We start from the raw sequence: 16,421 nt of genomic DNA on the forward strand, positions 1-16,421 counted from the left end.
GGACGGAATGACCGATTCAGAATACCGGGATATTAGACAACTGAATCTCTTTGCGCAGATGGCTGATGAACATTTCACCGCCTTGATGCGCGGCGCCTACGTCCAGAATTTCCCTGCGCAAATCGAATTGATTACCGAAGGAGAGCCAGGCGATTTTCTTCATATCGTCATTTCCGGGTCGGTCGATCTGTTCTCTGCGTGGAATGGCCGGGACACGAGCATGGCCACCGTCAGGCCAGTTTCGACCTTCATTCTTGCCGCGACGATCAAGGATGGGCCCTACCTCATGTCGGCGCGCACGCTGGAGAAAAGCCGTATTGCGCTGATTCCTAGCCAGGACGTGCGCGCGATCTTCGACGCCGATAGCGACTTCGCCCGCGCGATCGTGACAGAACTGGCGCAATGTTATCGTTCGGTGATCAAGGCACAGAAGGATCTCAAGCTCAGGACATCGCTCGAACGGCTCGCGAATTACCTGCTCCGGCAACAAAGGCATGCTGGCGGCGGGACGGAGTTCGAACTGGACTTCGAGAAGCGTCGCCTTGCCTCGGTCCTCGGCATGACCCCAGAAAACCTCAGCCGTGCTTTCAAGGGCCTCCAGCCCTACGGCGTCACTGTGACCGGCACCCGCATCACCATTGGCAATCAGGCGGATATTGAGCATTTTGCAAAACCCAATCCGCTGATCGACGACTTTTCAACGTGAAGGACAGACCGATGACCAAACCCATGCCCGGCGCTGCCGGAGACCTCGCCGAAGAATATCCTGATGTCTGGAAGGCCTATGCCGCCTTGGGCAAGTCGAGCGCCGATTGTGGCCCGTTGACGCCCCGGGAAAGGCGTCTCGTCAAGCTCGCGCTTGCCATTGGCGCTGGATCTGAAGGCGCGGTGCACTCCCACACCCGTCGCGCCAGATCAGAGGGGATCGAACCTGCGGCGATCACACAGGTCGCGATGCTGGCCATCGGCCCGCTTGGCCTGCCACGTGCCGTCGCCGCGAAGACCTGGATCGAAGACATCGAGGACTGATGATCACGGAAGCGGGCTGACGCCAAACAGAACGGGATGCACCAAGAGAAGCGTCGCATAGAGGAAAATCCCGGCCACGAGCCGCGCAAGAATGTCTCCCGACCAGCGCCAAGACAGGCGCGGCGCGCCTTCAACCACCACACGCAGGCGCTGCCACGCCGTTCCCATCTCGCGGCGGCGCCTCCGGTCGATCAGCCGACCGCCCAGGAGCGCAAAGACGGCGAAGGTGCCGAACAGGATCACATGGGCCAGATCCCCGTTCGGCAGGATATGGGCCGCCGCCCAAAGCGCCAGCGCAGCAAGCAGCGGATGACGAGACCACCGCACGATGCCGGGTCTTGCCGGGTCAAACAGGTCGTTGCGCGCACCCCCGAAGGAAAACGGATTTGGACGCCCGATGGACAGCGCAAGGATCACGCAAACCGGCCCCATAACGATCAGCGGCACATGAACTTGCCATGGCGCCCACTCCCAAAGGGTCACATGCGGCGCGCGGCCCGCCGCCGCGATCAGCCATGCCAGCACTGCGAGCGACAGGGCGGAGTAGGCCAGCGTGAAGCTAGGGGCGCCAAGTCGCGCCTGAAGCCAGGGCCTAAGCGGCGGCCGCACGGGCAATGAATGCGACAGGAAGAACACGACATAGGCGAGGGCGAACTCGAACCATCCCATGGATGCGCACCTTAGATCCGCTTGGCAGCGGGCAGGCGCAGCAAGAGCGCGCCATAGATGACCGCAAAGCCGCCGAAGGCAAGGGTCCAGAACAGCCCCGCCACAGTGTTCAAGGGGCCAGAGAATTCAGGCCATACGCCGCCCGCGACCCGCGCAAATACGGACAGGATCAGGGCCAGATAGATCGTAACAGTCCCTGCCCCTGCCCTCAGATCCTGCCCAGTATGGCCAAGCGTAGCGCGTGTCATCACAGCAAGGGTCATCAAACCTACGGCACCTGCCATCCAGAAATGCTGCGCGCCCGCCATCCCGAACGAGCCAGGCAGCAGTATTTCCGCGGCCAAGGCCAAGGCCCCGAGCGGCACGAAGGCATAGCCCGCGTGCAACACTGTCACCAGCGGTTCGGCAAAAGTCCGATGCCCCGCCCAACGGGCCAGTCGCAGCGCGTGCAATACGCCTGCCACGGCAAGGGTCACCCCGGTCAAAGCCCCAAGCGGGAGGGCGACCCACAGCACGAGCGCCAGCGCCAGCGCCACCAGCGCCGCCTTGTCGAAGGTCTGCATCGGCGCCACGGGCAGGACGGCACTGCGCCGTTTCACCAGCCAGTTCCGGGTGAAGGACGGCACCACACGGCCGCCGATCACGGCGATCATCATGATGCCTGCGCCAAGGCCCAGACGCAGGCCGTAGCCTTGGGCCGCGTAATCGCCCTGTGCCGCTTCCCAGTGAAACAGAGCATTGCCAAGAATGAAGACTCCCAGCATCGCCAGCACGATCAGGTTGCGCCAGTTCTCGCCCGCCACGATCTCACGCGCTATGAGCAGCGCAAAGACAACAGGAAACGCCAGATCGACCATAGCAACCGGCAGCGCAGGCACGCTTCCAGAGACTGCAATCGCCACACGCCCCATCAGCCAAAGGCCCGCAAGCATCCCCAGCCGCCAGCCGACGATCGGCAAGCGTCCTGTCCAGTTCGGGACCGCGGTCAGCAGAAACCCCGCTACGACAGCGCCCAGATAGCCGAACAGGAACTCATGCGCGTGCCATGAGACCGGATCGAATGTCGTAGGTAGCATCAGGTGCCCCGATAGCATCGGCACCCAAAGCGCCATTGCCAGCACGGCCCAGACTGCTGCGCCGAAAAAGAACGGGCGGAACCCGAAGGTCAGGATCGCAGGGCCGGTCCAGGCGCGCATCTGCTCGGTCGTGGTGGTCATCTGTGTTTCCTTTCCGCCGCGACGCCGTCCTCGGTCAGGATCAGGTCGAGCGGGATATCATGGGGTTGCGGAAAAATCGTCGGCAATCGCGCGGTGAAAGGGGCAATGCCGATGGTCAGGGGGCGCGGCACCAGCGCGGCCAGCGTCCGGTCGAAATAGCCACCGCCCCAGCCCAAACGGAAACATGCCCCATCCCAACCAAGGCAGGGGGCGAGCGCGGTATCGGGCGTCAGTTCGTCGGCCTCAGGTGGTGGAACCGGGATGTTCCAGTCGCCGCGCACCAGCTTTGTCTCGGGTGTCCAGCGGCGAAACACCAGTGGCGCGGCGCGCTTCTCGACCACTGGCAGGGCGATGGTGACGCCCGCGCGGTGCAGATCTGCCAAGGCAGGGCGCAGGTCGGGTTCCCCCTTGATCGGCCAGTAGCCTGACAGGACGCATCCGCGCCTCACCCCGCGCGTCGCAAGCACCCTCCCCAGATGCCCCGCGATCCTGTCCGAAACCTGCGCCCGCCCGGCCTGGCCCAGGCCCTCCCTCAGCCCGGCCAGGCGTGCCCGTTCGGCCCGGCGCCAGCGCGCAACATCGCGCGCCTGCTCGGGGTCGACGCCAAGTGGGTCGAAATAGGCAGGATCGACCTCGGCCGCCGTGCAGGGCGGCGAGGAATAGGTCCCGTTCTTGGTCATCTTGCGGGCTCGAACTTCGGGAACAGCACGTCATTCTCCAGTCGGATGTGTTCGGTCAGATCGTCCACGAATTCCTCGAGGCCGTCATAGAGCGTGGCCCAGCTGGTGCACGCCCCGGCGGGAGGGGTCATGTCATGGGTAAGACGCCGTATCTGGTCGATCTCATGGGCATGACTGTCGTGATCGGCACGCATCACCGCGATCGGATGTTCGAGGCCGAGGCCGCCACCTTTTCGGATCGCCGGAAAGAGGATCAGCTCTTCCTTCTTCATGTGCACCTCCATTTCGCCCACCATTCCGGCAAGGAGATCAGAGAGCCCCTTCGGAACGCCAGTGTCATCGCAATGGAGGTCTTCGACCATTTCGGCCAATTTGACCAAGGCTGGCAGTTGCGCGCGATGTCGGGCGTGATAGCGCACCTCAATGTAGCGGGTTAGCGCGGCGGTTTCGTGAATGGGGGCTGCTTCGGTCATCTTACTCTTCTCCCTTCAGCACAGTTTGGGAACATCGTCCGGGGCGGCTTTCGCATCCTCAACCGCCATTTGCAGCGAGCGGGCGATGCGTTCGGCACGCTCGATCACGTGCGCAGCACCCGAAGGCGTGCAGGTTTCCCGCGCCGTCGCGCGGAACAGACCAAGCCAGCGCTCGAAATGCGCCGCATCGACCGGCAGCCGGGCATGAGCCGGCACTGGCCGACCGTGATAGCGCCCCGTCATCAGCGCAACGGATGACCAGAAGGCCACCATGCGGTCCAGGTGCGGCGACCAGTCGGAGATCCGGGCTTCGAAGATCGGCCCGAGAACCGCGTCAGTGCGCACCTTGTCGTAGAAACGCTCGACGAGTGAGCGCAGCACCTGCTCGTCGAGGCCTGTTTCGACCGTGATGGCCGCGGTCATTTTGGGTCTGGCCGATGCGATTTGTGGTCTATTGTTTTGGGGTGTCATCGATTGCTCCGGCATTTCGCTCTTGCAAAACATTTTATGCCTGATAATCGGTATTGTAAATACCTATTCAGAGTGGAGATCAACGCAGATGCGCCTCACCTCCTTCACCGACTATGGCCTGCGCATGCTGATGCGTATGGCCAGCGAGCCCGAGCGCGCCTATTCCTCCGCCGAACTGGCCGATGAGTTCGGCCTGTCGCGCAATCACCTCGCGAAAATCATGCAGCGGCTGTCCCGCGGCGGATTGATCGAGACGCGACGCGGTGGCGGCGGTGGCGCCGTGCTCGCAAAGTCCGCGAGCGAGATCGGCCTCGGCGCAGTCGTGCGGTTGCTGGAGGAGGGTCAGCCGCTCGTCGAGTGCTTCGCGGCCGACGGGGGCGATTGTTCGATTGATGGACAGTGCCGCCTCAAGGCACGGCTCCGCTCCGCGGAGGCTGCGTTTCTCTCGGATCTCGACGGATCCACGCTTGCCGACATCGCTCTGAAACCCGCCCGCGCGGCCTGAACCTGCGAGACGAGAGACCGACTTGATTGCAACCCTCACACCCCAGGAAAGACGCATCGGCCTGGGCCTGTCGGTCGCGATGGCCATGCTCGGCCTTGATCCTGGGCTTGGTGCCCGTCTTTCCCGTGCTCGGCCATGGAACGTGGCACGCCTGGAGCGCGATCGGCGGAGAGTCGGAATGACGGCCCTGCTGGTGCTGATACCCGTTTCCATCGGCATGGGATTGATCGGCCTTGGAGCATTCATCTGGGCCACGCGCCACCAACAGTTCGACGATCTCGAAGGCAATGCATGGCGGGTCATTGGCCAAATGGAAACCGAAGACGAGAAAGGAAAGCCCGATGACTGATTGGCTCCCCACGCTGAAGACAGCAACCCCGCAGGAAGGCTATGACCTTGCGGTCAAGATGGCGCGCGTCGCGGTAAAGATGACGCAGCCCGATGCCGATGTGCGCGACAAGCTACGCCCGATCTATGCCGAGGACGCCAATGCACTGATCGCATCGAGCCAGATCGTGGCCACGCATTTTGCAACAGTAGCCGCAGCTAACGACTACTGGAGGGCGCCAGATGTCGACGATTGAACGGAAAGGAAGCGGCTTTATCGTGCCTGCCGACTTGCTGGCGAGTGCCTTCGGTCTGAGCGAAGCCGCAGTTCGGCAGGGCATGCGAACGAACAGGATCACATCCCAGTCGGAGACAGGCGTGGGCGAGGACGACGGCCGCTGGAGGCTGACCTTCTTCTATCAGGAACGGGCCGTCCGGTTCGTTGTCAATGGGCACGGCCAGGTGTTGAAACGTGCCGGTTTCCCGGTCCGCCGGAGAACGGCGCAGGGAACACCAGCCACAACAGGATCTTGAAGAAAGTGGCATGCGTGCCGATGTCCCGCCTTTCGAGGTTATGGCACACACCGTCTGGCATGGAGACGTCCGGAAATGAACGGGAAGATGCGACGCAACGTGGAGTGCGTCGGAGAGTTCCGTCCGGCGACCGAACGCATAAACATCGTCTGAATTGATCATCAGCTCGTCTGGGACGTGACCGAGATCATCGTCGACATGGCCCTCGAACTCGACGACGCAGAGATCGCAGCCGCGATATTGCGCACGAACGCAATACTTTTCGAACTCGAATCGAGCCGTGACCTACTTGGATACGCCGGCATGACTTCACGTATCTTGAGATATTCCTCGGGCGGCGGGAAGGCATCTAGTCGCCAGCCCGGCAGCCTCCAATTCTCATGGACGCGCGTGGGACAAGCCATGGACGGGCCTTGAAAGCCTTACGTCGTTGGCTTCCCTGCGCCGGGGATGAACTGGCGTGGAGATGATGGGGATGTGGTGCTCGCAGCAGCCTCCTGCCCCCGGTGGCCCTCGGGGTTCGTCAATATCGGCTCAATCGAGATAACCATGCCGGGCGTTAGCACCGTGCCGATACCCGGCGAGGGCATTGTGACCCCCGTGAATATCAGAAGCCGCCGCTGGACCCTTGAAGTCTTTGGGACTAATGAGAAATGCCCGTTTGGTCGTGTCCAGGCAATCCGGATTGAAGTCACCGTCGCCGCTTTTGAATCGGCTGCGTCAGGAATATGGTGCTTGTTTTTTTAAGGCTTGCACGGTTTCCAGAAAGTCCGATGCTTCTCGTTCGCGAAGGAATGCGGATCCTTAATCCGTCAGAGTCCGGGAGGGGATTGGGGGCGTCGTTGACACAGACGCCTCTTTCTACTAGCCACCCAATGTTGCCTGCGCGATGGCGTCATGCTGGCCGCACCCATCTTTCCTTTCCGAAATCCGTCCTGAACGCCCGGACGTGTCTCCTGCAGTGCGCTGCGGGAGCCATCCTTGTTAGGTGACGTCATGAGTCAAGCTCTGATCCTGAACCGCGCCGCCGCGCCCGTCTTGTCGACCACGAACATCGGCATGATCTTCATGGCGTTTGCCATGCTGCTTCTCCCGGTCGGAGACACGTTCGCCAAGATCCTGACCGACGTAATTGGGCCTGTTGAAGTGACCATGTGGCGCCTGCTGGCGCAGGGTCTCTGCCTGCTGCCGGTCGTGGTTCTGTTGCGTCGCCAATTGCGCGGCGCGATGTTCTCGCCGGTCGTCGCGCTGTCCGGCCTGCTGGTGATGATCACGCTGACGAGCCTCGTGACCGCGTTCTCGGTCATGCCGATCGCCACTGCCATCGCGATCTTCTTCGCTGAGCCGCTGATCCTGACGCTTTTGGCCGGCCCGCTGCTGGGCGAGGTCGCGGGGCCGCGCCGCTACGCCGCTGTGAGCGTCGGGCTGGTGGGCGCACTGATTGTCATCCGGCCCGGCTTTTCCGAATTTGGTCTGGCCACGCTGCTGCCGCTCGTCGCGGCAACGGCCTACGCGCTCAATATGATCGTGCTGCGTCGCGCCTGCGCCACCCGCTCGGGGCTCACGGTGCAATGCGGTGCGACGGTTTACGCCGCGATCGGCATGGTCGTCGTCGTGGGCGTTCTGTACGCCGCTGGTGGCATCGAATTGGCGCCTCTGATGCGGCCCGCATGGACCTGGGGCGCGTTTCTCGGTTGCGGCGCCTTCGCGGCGGCAAGCTTTGTGCTTATCGCTGAAGCGTTCCGCCATGCCGAGGCCACCACTCTGGCGCCGTTCCAGTATCTGGAGATCGTCGGCGCCACGGCCGCCGGGTTCTTCGTATTTTCGGAATTCCCCGATGGGCTTACCTGGCTCGGCGTCGCGATCATTCTCGGCTCGGGCGCCTACATCGTCCACCGTGAACGTCAGCAAGATGCATGCGTCCCGCGCCGGCGGCGTGGCGGGCGCTGAAATCTCAGCTGGGCGGCTGATCGCCGCCCGCGGACTTACATGACGAAGAAGGCGACAGTCATTGACGCGCCGACCAAGGTGATGAACCCGCGCAAAAGATCGGTGCGCACGATCCGGCGGCTCAGCCTCGCGCCGACATAGCCACCCGCCATCGCACCCAGCGCCATGACGGCGGCCTGTTCCCAAGCGATGAGATCGGCCCAAACGAAGGCAGCGGCTGAAACAAACGACAGGACCGCCGCCATGACGTTCTTCAACCCGTTCATCCCGTGCAGATCCACATGTCCCAAAAGGCCGAACGTCGCCAGCAGCATGATCCCCAGCCCTCCGTTGAAATAGCCGCCAAAGATCGACACGGCGAGGATCGCGGCGCCCGACAGCACCGGACCGGCAATCCCGTCCCCCCGTTGGCGCAGGAGCATCAGCAGCTTCGGACCGACGGCAAACAGTGCGGTAGCCAGCATCAAGAGCCAAGGCACGATCCAGAGGAATGTCTCCCCCGGTGTCACGATGAGCAGCAGCGCGCCGAGAATGCTGCCCAGAGCGGCAAGACAGAGGATTGCGCGAAGTCCTAGCGTCCCTTCTGCACGCATGTCGCCTCGGAACCCCCAGGCGCTGCTCATGTACCCTGGCAGCGCGCTCAGGGTCGCGGTCGCATTCGCGGCGACGGGTGGCACGCCAACATAGATCAGCGCGGGCAGGCTCAAAAACGTTCCGCCGCCCGCGACGGCGTTGAGCAGCCCCGCCGCAGTCCCGGCAAGGCAGAGCAAGAGCAAGTCGGTCACCATGGCGCACATCCTGTTTTTGGTTTGCGCAAGCCCTTGCACCAGTTTCAAATGGTCTGCAAATTGGTTCACAAAGGGGACACTCATGGCGCGACGGTCTGCGACGGAAATCCACCCAGAGATGCTGACCATCCTGATGGACCTGACGCCCGGCGAGCGGCTTCCGTCCGAACGAGAGTTGGCCGCACGGTTCGACTGTTCCCGGCAAACCCTCAGGGCGTGTCTCGCCGGGCTGGAAAAAGACGGTGAGGTCTGGCGACATGTTGGTCAGGGTACGTTTCGCGGCGCGCGCCCGCGCCATATGCCAGTACGCGAAACGCTCCTGATCGAGGGGGCCACACCGCCCGATGTCATGCAGGCGCGCATGCTGCTCGAACCGATGGTCGCGGCCGAGGCGGCGCGTCTCGCTGACGCAAGCGACGTGGCGCTTTTGCGCGAAAAGGTCGGAGCCGGGCGCTCAGCCCGCGACCGGGCCGCCTGCGAACAGGCGGATGACGCGTTTCACCGGGCGCTTGCGCAGATTTCCGGCAATCCTATCCTATCCGGGTTTCTGAACTACCTCTCCGGGGTCCGCCGCCGGGTCGCCTGGCAGCGGGAATGGGAACGGACCTACCGGCGCATCGGAACACAAACGTTTCAGACCTTGCACAGCGATCAGCACTGGCGGATCGTCGACGCAATAGAAAGTCATGATCCGGTGGCGGCGCGCGCGTTCATGACGGAGCATCTAGAAACGATCATGACGGACATGTCGGTGGACGGCTGACCGTGACAGGCGCGATCCTCCGCGCGGGGCAATCATTGTCCGCTTTTGGTGCACTCGGAATGTGGCGATCAACCCCTGCATGCGTTCGAGCGGCTGCTCGTTACCCCGGAGGACGAGGTCGAGCTTGAACCGTGGGTACGATAGCATTCAGTCGCCTACGTTGCTGTGAGACTCGCCACTGAGAAGGGTGGGGGAGAGAAATCCGCATCGCAACGCGTCGGTGATGCCTGCTTCGCCAGACCGGTCACTTGGGCGTGGGCCAGTCGCGAAAGAGCAAGCGAATGGACGCGGATAGCGCCCCTCCCCGATGCAGCGGAGGGGCAGGTGGCCCGGCCCTACCCCCCGGATCAGGTCAGCGCCCGGCTCCGCCATGCGATAACAGCAATCGCCCCCCAGATGGTACTGCGCAGCGCCATGGCAAAGACAGTCCGCATCTCGTATGCGCCACCCCGGGTGACGTGCAGGCCGAAGCCCGCGAAGACCAGTAGCGTTGCTGCAAATATCGCGAGTGAAAGCGGAAAGGCCCATCGAAGCCCCAGCCAAAGCCCAAGACCTGCGATAACATAGGCCAGCCCGGCGGCAGTGTTGAACCACAACACGAACGGAACGACGGCCCCCATGTCGAGCGCGCCCAGAAGGGTCGTGATGCCGGAAAACACAGTCGCGACGCCGAAGACGGTAGCAACCCCACCAGCAATGCGGGGCAGCAATAGCGGCCTAGTCATGGGACATCCCCTCGCTTTCACGCATCAACGCCACCTGGAAATCGAAGAGCCGCAGGCCCTCCCGAACGAGAGAAAACCCACGTGCGCCCAGCGTCCAACGGATGGCGACCCCCTGCACCAGCGACGTCATGAGGATGGCAATATCCTCCGGGCTGACGTCTCGGCGCAGATCGCCCTGCGCTTGGCCTTCCCGGATCGCGGCGACAAGACGCCCCTGAAACATGCCCAGAAGGTCCTGAAACACGTCGCGAAGGCCTTCATTGTCCACCTGCAACTCACGCGAGAACAGGATCGACGGCAGCGCAGGCGTTTTCGAAATGGCCGTCAGTTGCGCACCGACCAGCGCCTTCAGGCGCGCGTACGGCTCGCTCGCCCCGACCTCGGCTGCGGCCCAGTCACGCTGCAACTGGCCTGCGATATCTTCGGCCACCGCCAGCCAGAGCGCGCCCTTGGTGGGAAAATGTCGGAAAATCGCAGGCTGACTGATGCCGATGGCGCGTGCGACATCCGTCGTGCTCAGCCGGTCCGGTCCGATCTCATCGGCCAGTCGCAGCACCTCGGCCACGATCTGTGTCTTCCGATCTTCCGCGCTTTGACGGCCCGACATGTATCACCTCTTGTTAGTTATAACTCACTAACATACACTGTTGGTAACCGCAACCTCTATCCCGAGTCGCGCACCCTGACCGAAAGGACCCCTGCCATGCCGGCCTCAAACGCCTCCACCGGCTATTCCCGCCTGCAGATAGCACTTCACTGGCTCGTCTTCGCGCTCATTGCTCAGCAATACATCTTCAAGGATGCGATGTCGGCTACCTGGGACCGCATCACTGATGGGCTGGAGGCAGGGTTTGACCCGCTCGTGCTGGCCCATGTGGCGGGCGGTGCGCTGGTGATGATCTTCGCGCTGTGGCGGCTGACCCTGCGCACCCGGCGTGGGGTGCCCCAGGCGATCGAGGCCAGCAAGGTGCGAGGCATTCTCGCGAAGCTCACCCATGTCGGGCTTTACGCGCTGATGATCCTGATGCCGGTCAGCGGGTCCGTCGCGTGGTTCGGCGGGGTCGAAGCCGCAGCGAAGGGGCACAATGTGTTAAAGATTGTCCTGCTGGCGTTGGTCGCCCTGCATGTGGTCGGCGCGCTCTACCATCAGTTCGTGTTACGTGACGGTACGCTGGCGCGGATGCGCCGGGCACAGGGCTGAACCCCATGCGCCTCGCTCCCCTCCTTGCCTTGCCACCCATCGCGCTCGGCATCGCCGCGGCGGTCTGGATGATCGCCTCGGCCCCCGGACCGGACCAGATCGACGGAGGGGCGCCCGCCCTGCCTGTCCGGGTGATGACCGTCGCGGCGGATGAAATCCGCCCGACCGCCACGGCCTGGGGCAACCTGCGGGTGGCCGACACCTGGGTCGCCGTTGCAGAGGTGCAGGGCGAGGTGATCTGGCGACACCCTGACCTCGAACCCGGCCGCCTGATCCCCGAGGGCACCGAAGTACTGCGGATCGACCCCGCTGATTACGAATTGGCGTTGGCGCAGTCGCAGGCCGATCTCGCAGTGCTGGAGGCCGAGGGGGCGCAACTGACCGCCGAGGCTGCCAACACTGGCCGCATCCTCGAACTGGAACGCGCCCGGCTGGCGCTGGCCGAGGCCGATCTGACGCGCACCCGGACCTTGACCCAACAGGGCACCGTCCCCCAATCGCGCGCCGACGAGGCCGAGCGCGCCACGCTTCTGGCACGCCGCACGGTGGCCGAGCTTGAGAACACTTTGGCCCTGATCCCGTCGCGTGAAGAGCGCATCGGTGCCCAATCCGCGCGGACGCAAGCCGCCATCGACCGAGCGCGCCGCTCGCTCGACCGCACGACCCTGACGACACCGTTCGACCTCCGGGTCAATGAGGTAAATTCAGAGCTTTTTCAGACGGTCGCCCCTGGGCAGGTGGTGATCCGCGGCAACGGGATCGCGGCGGCCGAGGTCGTGGCGCATCTGCCGATCGACAGCTTTCGACGACTGCTAGGAAGTGCGCCGGAGGGCATCACCCTAACCGACATGATGCGCGACATACCCGCGACGCGGATCGAGGTGACGCTCAGCCCTCTGTCGGACCCGAGACAGATTTGGACCGCCCGTGTGGACCGGATCGAGGGCGCGCTGGATGCCCGCGCACGCACTGTACCGGTCGTGGTAATTGTTGATGATCCCTACGCGGGCGCAGACCCACCCCGACGCCTGCCACTGATGCCCAACATGCAGGTACAGCTTTCGTTTTCGGGCGCCTCCATTGCTGGAATCATCGCGATCCCCGAGGTGGCGCTGCATGGTGGCTTTGTGCGTATCCTTGGCCCCGACGACCTGCTGGAATTGCGGCCGGTCACCGCCACCTTCGCGCAGGAGGGCCGCGTTATCATTACAGACGGCCTTTCCCCTGGCGACCGCGTGGTGATCGACGACCTTGCGCCGGCCATCCCCGGCATGGCCCTGACCCCGGTCGAGGCCCCACAATGATCCGCTGGTTCACCGGTCACCCTACGGCGGGCAACCTGCTGCTCCTGCTGTTCCTTGCGGCGGGCGCCTTTGCCGCACCGGGATTGTTGCGCGAGACATTCCCCGATTTCCGCGCGGTCGAGGCCGAGGTGACAGTGCCCTACCGGGGCGCAAGCGCCGAGGACGTGGAAACCGCGATCTGCGCGCCGCTCTGGGATGGGGTGCAGGGGGTCGAGGGGCTGGAGAGCTTCACCTGCACCGCGCAAACCGGCCGCGCGCGCGCCGTGGCGACCATGGCACCAGGCAATGACGCGTTGCGTTTCGTCAATTCGCTGCGGACCGAGGTGTCGGCCATCGATACCTTTCCCGACCGTGCCGATCCCGCCGTCGTGCGCGAGCTGCACCGTTCCGATCTGGTCACCTCCGTCGCGATCTCGGGCGATCTACCGCTGGGCGAACTGGATCTTTACGCCGACGCCTTGTCGGATCGCATGACCGCCCTGCCAGGTGTCGCCCGCGTGACGCGCGGGGGCCTCGGCAACCGGACGCTTTCCATCACCGCCACGCGCGCCGTGCTCGACAGCCACGGGCTGACCCCCGCCGCCTTGGCTGCCGCCATCGCCGCGCAGAACATCGACCTGCCCTCTGGCACTCTGGAGGGGCCGAGCGCCGACCTGACTCTGCGTTTCACCGCAGAACGCGACACGGCCACGGCGCTGGCCACGATCCACGTGCTGGTCCTTCCGAATGGCGCAACGCTGACGTTGGGCGACGTTGCGGTGATCGAGGAACGCTTCGAGCCGCCACAGGATCGCGCCTTTGTCGATGGCACCCCCGCGATCGTGCTCGACGTGTCAAAGGCCTTGGATGCCGACGCGCTGCGGGTGCTTGACGGTGTTGCAGCGCTGGTGGCCCAGGAAACCGCGCGGCTGCCCGACACGATCACGGTCGAAGTGGTGCAGGACGTGACATCCATCATCCGCGACCGTCTGGTGATGCTGGTGCAGAACGGCGTGATCGGCCTTGTGTTGGTGGTTGTCGTCATGAGTCTGTTTTTCCGCCCTGGTTTCGCGATCTGGGCGGCGATGGGCCTGCCCGTGGCGTTCGCGGGGGCCTTCGTCTGGATGGCGCTGACCGGGCTTAGCCTGAACATGATGACGCTGGTTGCCCTGTTGATGGCAATCGGGATCGTGATGGACGATTCCATCGTGATCACGGACTCCATCGCGGTGCACGCCGCCAAGGGAGCCACGGTCGACAACGTGGCTACAGGGGTCGCCGCCGTGGCGCCCGGCGTTGTCTCTTCCTTCCTGACCACGCTGGCGGTGTTCCTGCCTTTAGCCTTCCTTACGGGTGAACTGGGCGCAGTGCTCGAGGTGCTTCCGGTCGTTTTGCTGGCCGCGCTCGCCGCGTCGCTGATCGAGGCCTTTTTTATCCTTCCCCATCACCTGAAAGCCGGGATAAAGGACACTGCCCCGTCCGGCTTCCGCATCCGCTTCGACGCGGGCTTCGACATCTTGCGCGAGAGGGGCGTGGGCCGACTGGCCGATGCCGCGATCCGCTGGCGCTGGCTGGTCGCTGGCCTGGCCATAGGGGCCTTGATCCTGACCGTCGGCGCTTTGGGCGGCGGCGTGGTCAAACGCGAGGCGATGCCTGAGATCGATGGCGACGTGCTCGAGGCGCGGCTGATACTGCCCGCAGGCACCCCGTTGGCGCGCACGGGCCAAGCCGTCGCACAGGTCGAGGCGGCGCTTGACCGCGTGAACGCGCGTCTGACCCCCGACCAACCCGAGATGCAAGCGCTTGTTGTCCGCCGCATCACCTGGCTGGGCCGCAACCTGTCGGCAGGCGAGACGGGCGCCCATGTCGCCACCGTAGCGGTGGACCTTCTGGGGGCCGAAACACGGGCCAGCACGCTGGACGAGATCGTCACGCTCTGGCGCGCGGAGATCGGGCCGCTGCCCGGTGTATCTTCGTTGATCCTGACCGAGCCGGGGATCGGCCCGCAGGGCATTGCGGTGGAATTGCGCCTGACCCACCCCGACCTCGCCACCTTAGAGTCCGCAGGCCGCGCCATGTTGGCGGAACTCGAAACCTATGCCGGTGTGCGCAACGCGATCCTCGACTTGCGCCCCGGCGCGCCCGAATTGCGGCTGAACCTCGCGCCGGGAGCCGAGGCCTTGGGGCTGACTGCCACGGATGTGGCAGGCCAGCTCCGCGCAGCCTTTCTTGGCACGCAGCTGGCGGAAATCCGGCGCGGCGATCTGGCCTGGGATCTTGAAGTGCAGCTGGCCGATGCTGACCGTGTTGCCCGCGCTGACCTGAGCGTCTTCGAGATTGCCCTGCCGAGTGGCGGCACTGTGCCGCTCTCGAGCATTGCCGCCATCACAGAGGCGCGCGGCTGGGGCACCCTCACGCGCCGCAACGGGCTGCGCACGCTGACCGTCGCGGCCGATGTGGACGGCCGCATCGGCAATGCCGACGCGATCACTGTACGGCTTGCCGAGGGCTTCCTGCCCGAACTGGCCGCCACTACCCCCGGCCTCGGCTTCGAGATCGGGGGTCAGGCAGCGAATTCGGCGGAGACCGTCGCCTCGATCCTGCGCGGGTTCCTGATCGGGCTCGTGGGTATCTACCTCGTGCTCAGCTTCCAGTTCCGCAGCTATGTCGAACCGCTGATCGTGATGATCACCATCCCACTGGCGTTTCTGGGGGTGATCTGGGGGCATGTGTTGATGGGCTACAACATCTCGATGCCATCACTGGTGGGGGCAGCCTCGCTCGCGGGGATCGTGGTGAACAACGCCATCCTGTTGGTCGGCGTGATCAACGCCCGCCGTGCCGAGGGACTTTCCGCCGCGCTGGCCGCCGGAGAGGCCGTTCGGTCGCGGTTCCGCCCCGTCTTCGTCTCGGTCTCGACGACGATCATGGGCATGGCGCCTTTGCTGCTGGAAACCTCGACCCAGGCCCAGACGCTCAAACCACTGGTGATTTCCGTGGTGTTCGGCCTACTGGCGGCAACGGTCTTGATCCTATTGGTGTTGCCTGCATTCTACGCCGCGCTCGAGGATATCCGGGGTGGCCCCCGGTCACCCGACGTGACGGGGCCACGATCCTGACGCCCACAAGACAAGGCATCTTTTGGGCTGCAAGTTTGATCTACTGCAAAGATCTCTCGCTGCGACTCGCTCACAATCGATGCATGGAATATACGGGACTGTTGCATTAATCGCCGGGTTTGGCCAAGTTTAGGTTTTTGAGGTCGAAGATGCCGCGTACGTCACCGTTCAAGCATCACCGTTTTCCACGTGACATCATTTTGTGCGCCGTGCGTTGGTATCTGCGCTATCCGCTCTCCTATCAGGACGTCGTCGACCTGCTGGAAGAGCGCAGCATCGCGGTTGACCGACCCACAGTTTATCGGTGGGTGCAGAAGTTCGGCCCTGAACTGACCAAGCGGGCCGAGACGCACTTGCGCCGTGCGAGCCTAGACTGGCATGTGGACGAGACCTATATCCGCGTCGGTGGCAAGTGGCGTTATTTGTGGCGTGCTGTCGATGCAAATGGCCAAATGATTGACTTTCGCCTCACCGCGCGGCGCGATGCAAGAGCTGCTAAAGCCTTTCTCAACAAAGCGATTGAACGCGTGCGACTGCATCGCCCCGTCACGATATGTACCGACAAAGCCCCGACCTACCGACGTGTTATTCGCGAGATCAATCATCGATACGACCCACATTTCGACAGTATTCGGCATATCGACAAGAAACGGCGAAACAACTTGATCGAGAGCGACCACGCAGCCA

Annotated in this window: 20 protein-coding genes; 12 read left to right on the forward strand and 8 right to left on the reverse strand. The window is 63.8% G+C overall.

Annotated elements, in window-relative coordinates:
- Positions 1-7: 7 nt before the first annotated feature.
- Positions 8-706: a cyclic nucleotide-binding domain-containing protein gene (locus tag BSF79_RS17785; protein ID WP_090271175.1), complete on the forward strand. Its 699-nt coding sequence runs from the start codon at positions 8-10 to the stop codon at positions 704-706.
- Between the two features lie 11 nt (positions 707-717).
- Positions 718-1,029, forward strand: a complete 312-nt coding sequence (locus BSF79_RS17790; protein ID WP_090271176.1) for a carboxymuconolactone decarboxylase family protein — start codon at positions 718-720, stop codon at positions 1,027-1,029.
- Positions 1,030-1,032: 3 nt separating this feature from the next.
- On the opposite strand, the gene BSF79_RS17795 is transcribed toward BSF79_RS17790, so the two are convergent.
- The 5 genes from BSF79_RS17795 to BSF79_RS17815 are packed head-to-tail and all read right to left on the reverse strand — an operon-like array spanning position 1,033 to position 4,491.
- Positions 1,033-1,698: an NnrU family protein gene (locus tag BSF79_RS17795; RefSeq protein WP_090271177.1), complete on the reverse strand. Its 666-nt coding sequence runs from the start codon at positions 1,696-1,698 to the stop codon at positions 1,033-1,035.
- 11 nt (positions 1,699-1,709) lie between these two features.
- Positions 1,710-2,915, reverse strand: a complete 1,206-nt coding sequence (locus BSF79_RS17800) for an NnrS family protein (protein ID WP_090271178.1) — start codon at positions 2,913-2,915, stop codon at positions 1,710-1,712.
- Positions 2,912-3,595: a 5-formyltetrahydrofolate cyclo-ligase gene (locus BSF79_RS17805; RefSeq protein ID WP_090271179.1), complete on the reverse strand. Its 684-nt coding sequence runs from the start codon at positions 3,593-3,595 to the stop codon at positions 2,912-2,914. The genes BSF79_RS17800 and BSF79_RS17805 overlap by 4 nt, the downstream gene beginning before the upstream one ends.
- Positions 3,592-4,068, reverse strand: a complete 477-nt coding sequence (locus BSF79_RS17810; RefSeq protein WP_090271180.1) for a hemerythrin domain-containing protein — start codon at positions 4,066-4,068, stop codon at positions 3,592-3,594. Before BSF79_RS17810 ends, BSF79_RS17805 begins: the two co-directional genes overlap by 4 nt.
- A 15-nt stretch (positions 4,069-4,083) precedes the next feature.
- Positions 4,084-4,491, reverse strand: a complete 408-nt coding sequence (locus BSF79_RS17815; RefSeq protein WP_245776447.1) for a group III truncated hemoglobin — start codon at positions 4,489-4,491, stop codon at positions 4,084-4,086.
- 136 nt (positions 4,492-4,627) lie between these two features.
- Here BSF79_RS17815 and BSF79_RS17820 point away from each other — a divergent pair, with 136 nt between their 5' ends.
- The 5 genes from BSF79_RS17820 to BSF79_RS17845 all read left to right on the forward strand — a co-directional run bounded on the left by BSF79_RS17820 (position 4,628) and on the right by BSF79_RS17845 (position 7,855).
- Positions 4,628-5,044 carry an Rrf2 family transcriptional regulator gene (locus tag BSF79_RS17820; RefSeq protein WP_090271181.1) on the forward strand — a complete coding sequence of 139 codons (417 nt, stop codon included), beginning with the start codon at positions 4,628-4,630 and terminating at the stop codon, positions 5,042-5,044.
- A 22-nt stretch (positions 5,045-5,066) separates the two neighbouring features.
- Entirely contained in the window at positions 5,067-5,393 is a 327-nt protein-coding gene (gene ccoS, locus BSF79_RS20130) for a cbb3-type cytochrome oxidase assembly protein CcoS (protein ID WP_245776448.1), read from the forward strand.
- The gene (locus BSF79_RS17830) at positions 5,386-5,628 is read left to right on the forward strand and encodes a hexameric tyrosine-coordinated heme protein (protein ID WP_090271183.1); all 243 of its coding nucleotides are present in this window, start codon (positions 5,386-5,388) and stop codon (positions 5,626-5,628) included. The genes ccoS and BSF79_RS17830 overlap by 8 nt, the downstream gene beginning before the upstream one ends.
- Positions 5,615-5,905, forward strand: coding sequence for a DUF6522 family protein (locus tag BSF79_RS17835; RefSeq protein WP_090271184.1), 291 nt, complete (start codon positions 5,615-5,617; stop codon positions 5,903-5,905). Before BSF79_RS17830 ends, BSF79_RS17835 begins: the two co-directional genes overlap by 14 nt.
- Before the next feature lie 996 nt (positions 5,906-6,901).
- Entirely contained in the window at positions 6,902-7,855 is a 954-nt protein-coding gene (locus tag BSF79_RS17845; RefSeq protein WP_245776449.1) for a DMT family transporter, read from the forward strand.
- Between the two features lie 35 nt (positions 7,856-7,890).
- Here the strand turns inward: BSF79_RS17845 and BSF79_RS17850 are convergent, their stop codons facing one another.
- Entirely contained in the window at positions 7,891-8,640 is a 750-nt protein-coding gene (locus BSF79_RS17850; RefSeq protein ID WP_090271201.1) for a sulfite exporter TauE/SafE family protein, read from the reverse strand.
- A gap of 85 nt (positions 8,641-8,725) precedes the next feature.
- Between BSF79_RS17850 and BSF79_RS17855 the strand changes: the two genes are divergently transcribed.
- Positions 8,726-9,406: a FadR/GntR family transcriptional regulator gene (locus BSF79_RS17855; RefSeq protein ID WP_090271186.1), complete on the forward strand. Its 681-nt coding sequence runs from the start codon at positions 8,726-8,728 to the stop codon at positions 9,404-9,406.
- Positions 9,407-9,753: 347 nt separating this feature from the next.
- Here BSF79_RS17855 and BSF79_RS17860 read toward each other — a convergent pair whose 3' ends face one another.
- Together BSF79_RS17860 and BSF79_RS17865 are read right to left on the reverse strand one after the other, a co-directional pair.
- Complete coding sequence (locus tag BSF79_RS17860; protein WP_090271187.1) at positions 9,754-10,131, reverse strand: hypothetical protein; 378 nt, start codon at positions 10,129-10,131, stop codon at positions 9,754-9,756.
- The gene (locus BSF79_RS17865; RefSeq protein WP_090271188.1) at positions 10,124-10,738 is read right to left on the reverse strand and encodes a TetR/AcrR family transcriptional regulator; all 615 of its coding nucleotides are present in this window, start codon (positions 10,736-10,738) and stop codon (positions 10,124-10,126) included. Before BSF79_RS17865 ends, BSF79_RS17860 begins: the two co-directional genes overlap by 8 nt.
- Before the next feature lie 96 nt (positions 10,739-10,834).
- Between BSF79_RS17865 and BSF79_RS17870 the strand changes: the two genes are divergently transcribed.
- The 4 genes from BSF79_RS17870 to BSF79_RS17885 form a co-directional block, all read left to right on the forward strand.
- Entirely contained in the window at positions 10,835-11,332 is a 498-nt protein-coding gene (locus BSF79_RS17870; protein ID WP_090271189.1) for a cytochrome b, read from the forward strand.
- 5 nt (positions 11,333-11,337) lie between these two features.
- Positions 11,338-12,636, forward strand: a complete 1,299-nt coding sequence (locus tag BSF79_RS17875) for an efflux RND transporter periplasmic adaptor subunit (protein ID WP_139246489.1) — start codon at positions 11,338-11,340, stop codon at positions 12,634-12,636.
- On the forward strand, positions 12,633-15,734 hold the full coding sequence (locus tag BSF79_RS17880; RefSeq protein ID WP_090271191.1) for an efflux RND transporter permease subunit: 3,102 nt from the start codon (positions 12,633-12,635) through the stop codon (positions 15,732-15,734). Before BSF79_RS17875 ends, BSF79_RS17880 begins: the two co-directional genes overlap by 4 nt.
- 149 nt (positions 15,735-15,883) lie before the next feature.
- Positions 15,884-16,421, forward strand: a 538-nt coding sequence (locus tag BSF79_RS17885) for an IS6 family transposase (RefSeq protein ID WP_090271192.1), incomplete at its 3' end; no start/stop codon positions are given.

The sequence above is a fragment of the Thalassovita taeanensis genome (assembly GCF_900110775.1).
In the GTDB taxonomy this organism is placed as follows: Bacteria; Pseudomonadota; Alphaproteobacteria; order Rhodobacterales; family Rhodobacteraceae; genus Litorimicrobium; species Litorimicrobium taeanense.

Bases quoted from the DNA above. Each gene is read 5' to 3' on its own strand.
- BSF79_RS17810 (WP_090271180.1), bottom strand. From the start codon at position 4,068: ATGACCGAAGCAGCCCCCATTCACGAAACCGCCGCGCTAACCCGCTAC.
- BSF79_RS17870 (WP_090271189.1), top strand. From the start codon at position 10,835: ATGCCGGCCTCAAACGCCTCCACCGGCTATTCCCGCCTGCAGATAGCA.
- BSF79_RS17860 (WP_090271187.1), bottom strand. From the start codon at position 10,131: ATGACTAGGCCGCTATTGCTGCCCCGCATTGCTGGTGGGGTTGCTACC.
- BSF79_RS17795 (WP_090271177.1), bottom strand. From the start codon at position 1,698: ATGGGATGGTTCGAGTTCGCCCTCGCCTATGTCGTGTTCTTCCTGTCG.
- BSF79_RS17815 (WP_245776447.1), bottom strand. From the start codon at position 4,491: ATGACCGCGGCCATCACGGTCGAAACAGGCCTCGACGAGCAGGTGCTG.
- BSF79_RS17805 (WP_090271179.1), bottom strand. From the start codon at position 3,595: ATGACCAAGAACGGGACCTATTCCTCGCCGCCCTGCACGGCGGCCGAG.
- BSF79_RS17835 (WP_090271184.1), top strand. From the start codon at position 5,615: ATGTCGACGATTGAACGGAAAGGAAGCGGCTTTATCGTGCCTGCCGAC.
- BSF79_RS17800 (WP_090271178.1), bottom strand. From the start codon at position 2,915: ATGACCACCACGACCGAGCAGATGCGCGCCTGGACCGGCCCTGCGATC.
- BSF79_RS17880 (WP_090271191.1), top strand. From the start codon at position 12,633: ATGATCCGCTGGTTCACCGGTCACCCTACGGCGGGCAACCTGCTGCTC.
- BSF79_RS17820 (WP_090271181.1), top strand. From the start codon at position 4,628: ATGCGCCTCACCTCCTTCACCGACTATGGCCTGCGCATGCTGATGCGT.
- BSF79_RS17855 (WP_090271186.1), top strand. From the start codon at position 8,726: ATGGCGCGACGGTCTGCGACGGAAATCCACCCAGAGATGCTGACCATC.
- BSF79_RS17845 (WP_245776449.1), top strand. From the start codon at position 6,902: ATGAGTCAAGCTCTGATCCTGAACCGCGCCGCCGCGCCCGTCTTGTCG.
- BSF79_RS17790 (WP_090271176.1), top strand. From the start codon at position 718: ATGACCAAACCCATGCCCGGCGCTGCCGGAGACCTCGCCGAAGAATAT.
- BSF79_RS17875 (WP_139246489.1), top strand. From the start codon at position 11,338: ATGCGCCTCGCTCCCCTCCTTGCCTTGCCACCCATCGCGCTCGGCATC.
- BSF79_RS17865 (WP_090271188.1), bottom strand. From the start codon at position 10,738: ATGTCGGGCCGTCAAAGCGCGGAAGATCGGAAGACACAGATCGTGGCC.
- BSF79_RS17830 (WP_090271183.1), top strand. From the start codon at position 5,386: ATGACTGATTGGCTCCCCACGCTGAAGACAGCAACCCCGCAGGAAGGC.
- BSF79_RS17785 (WP_090271175.1), top strand. From the start codon at position 8: ATGACCGATTCAGAATACCGGGATATTAGACAACTGAATCTCTTTGCG.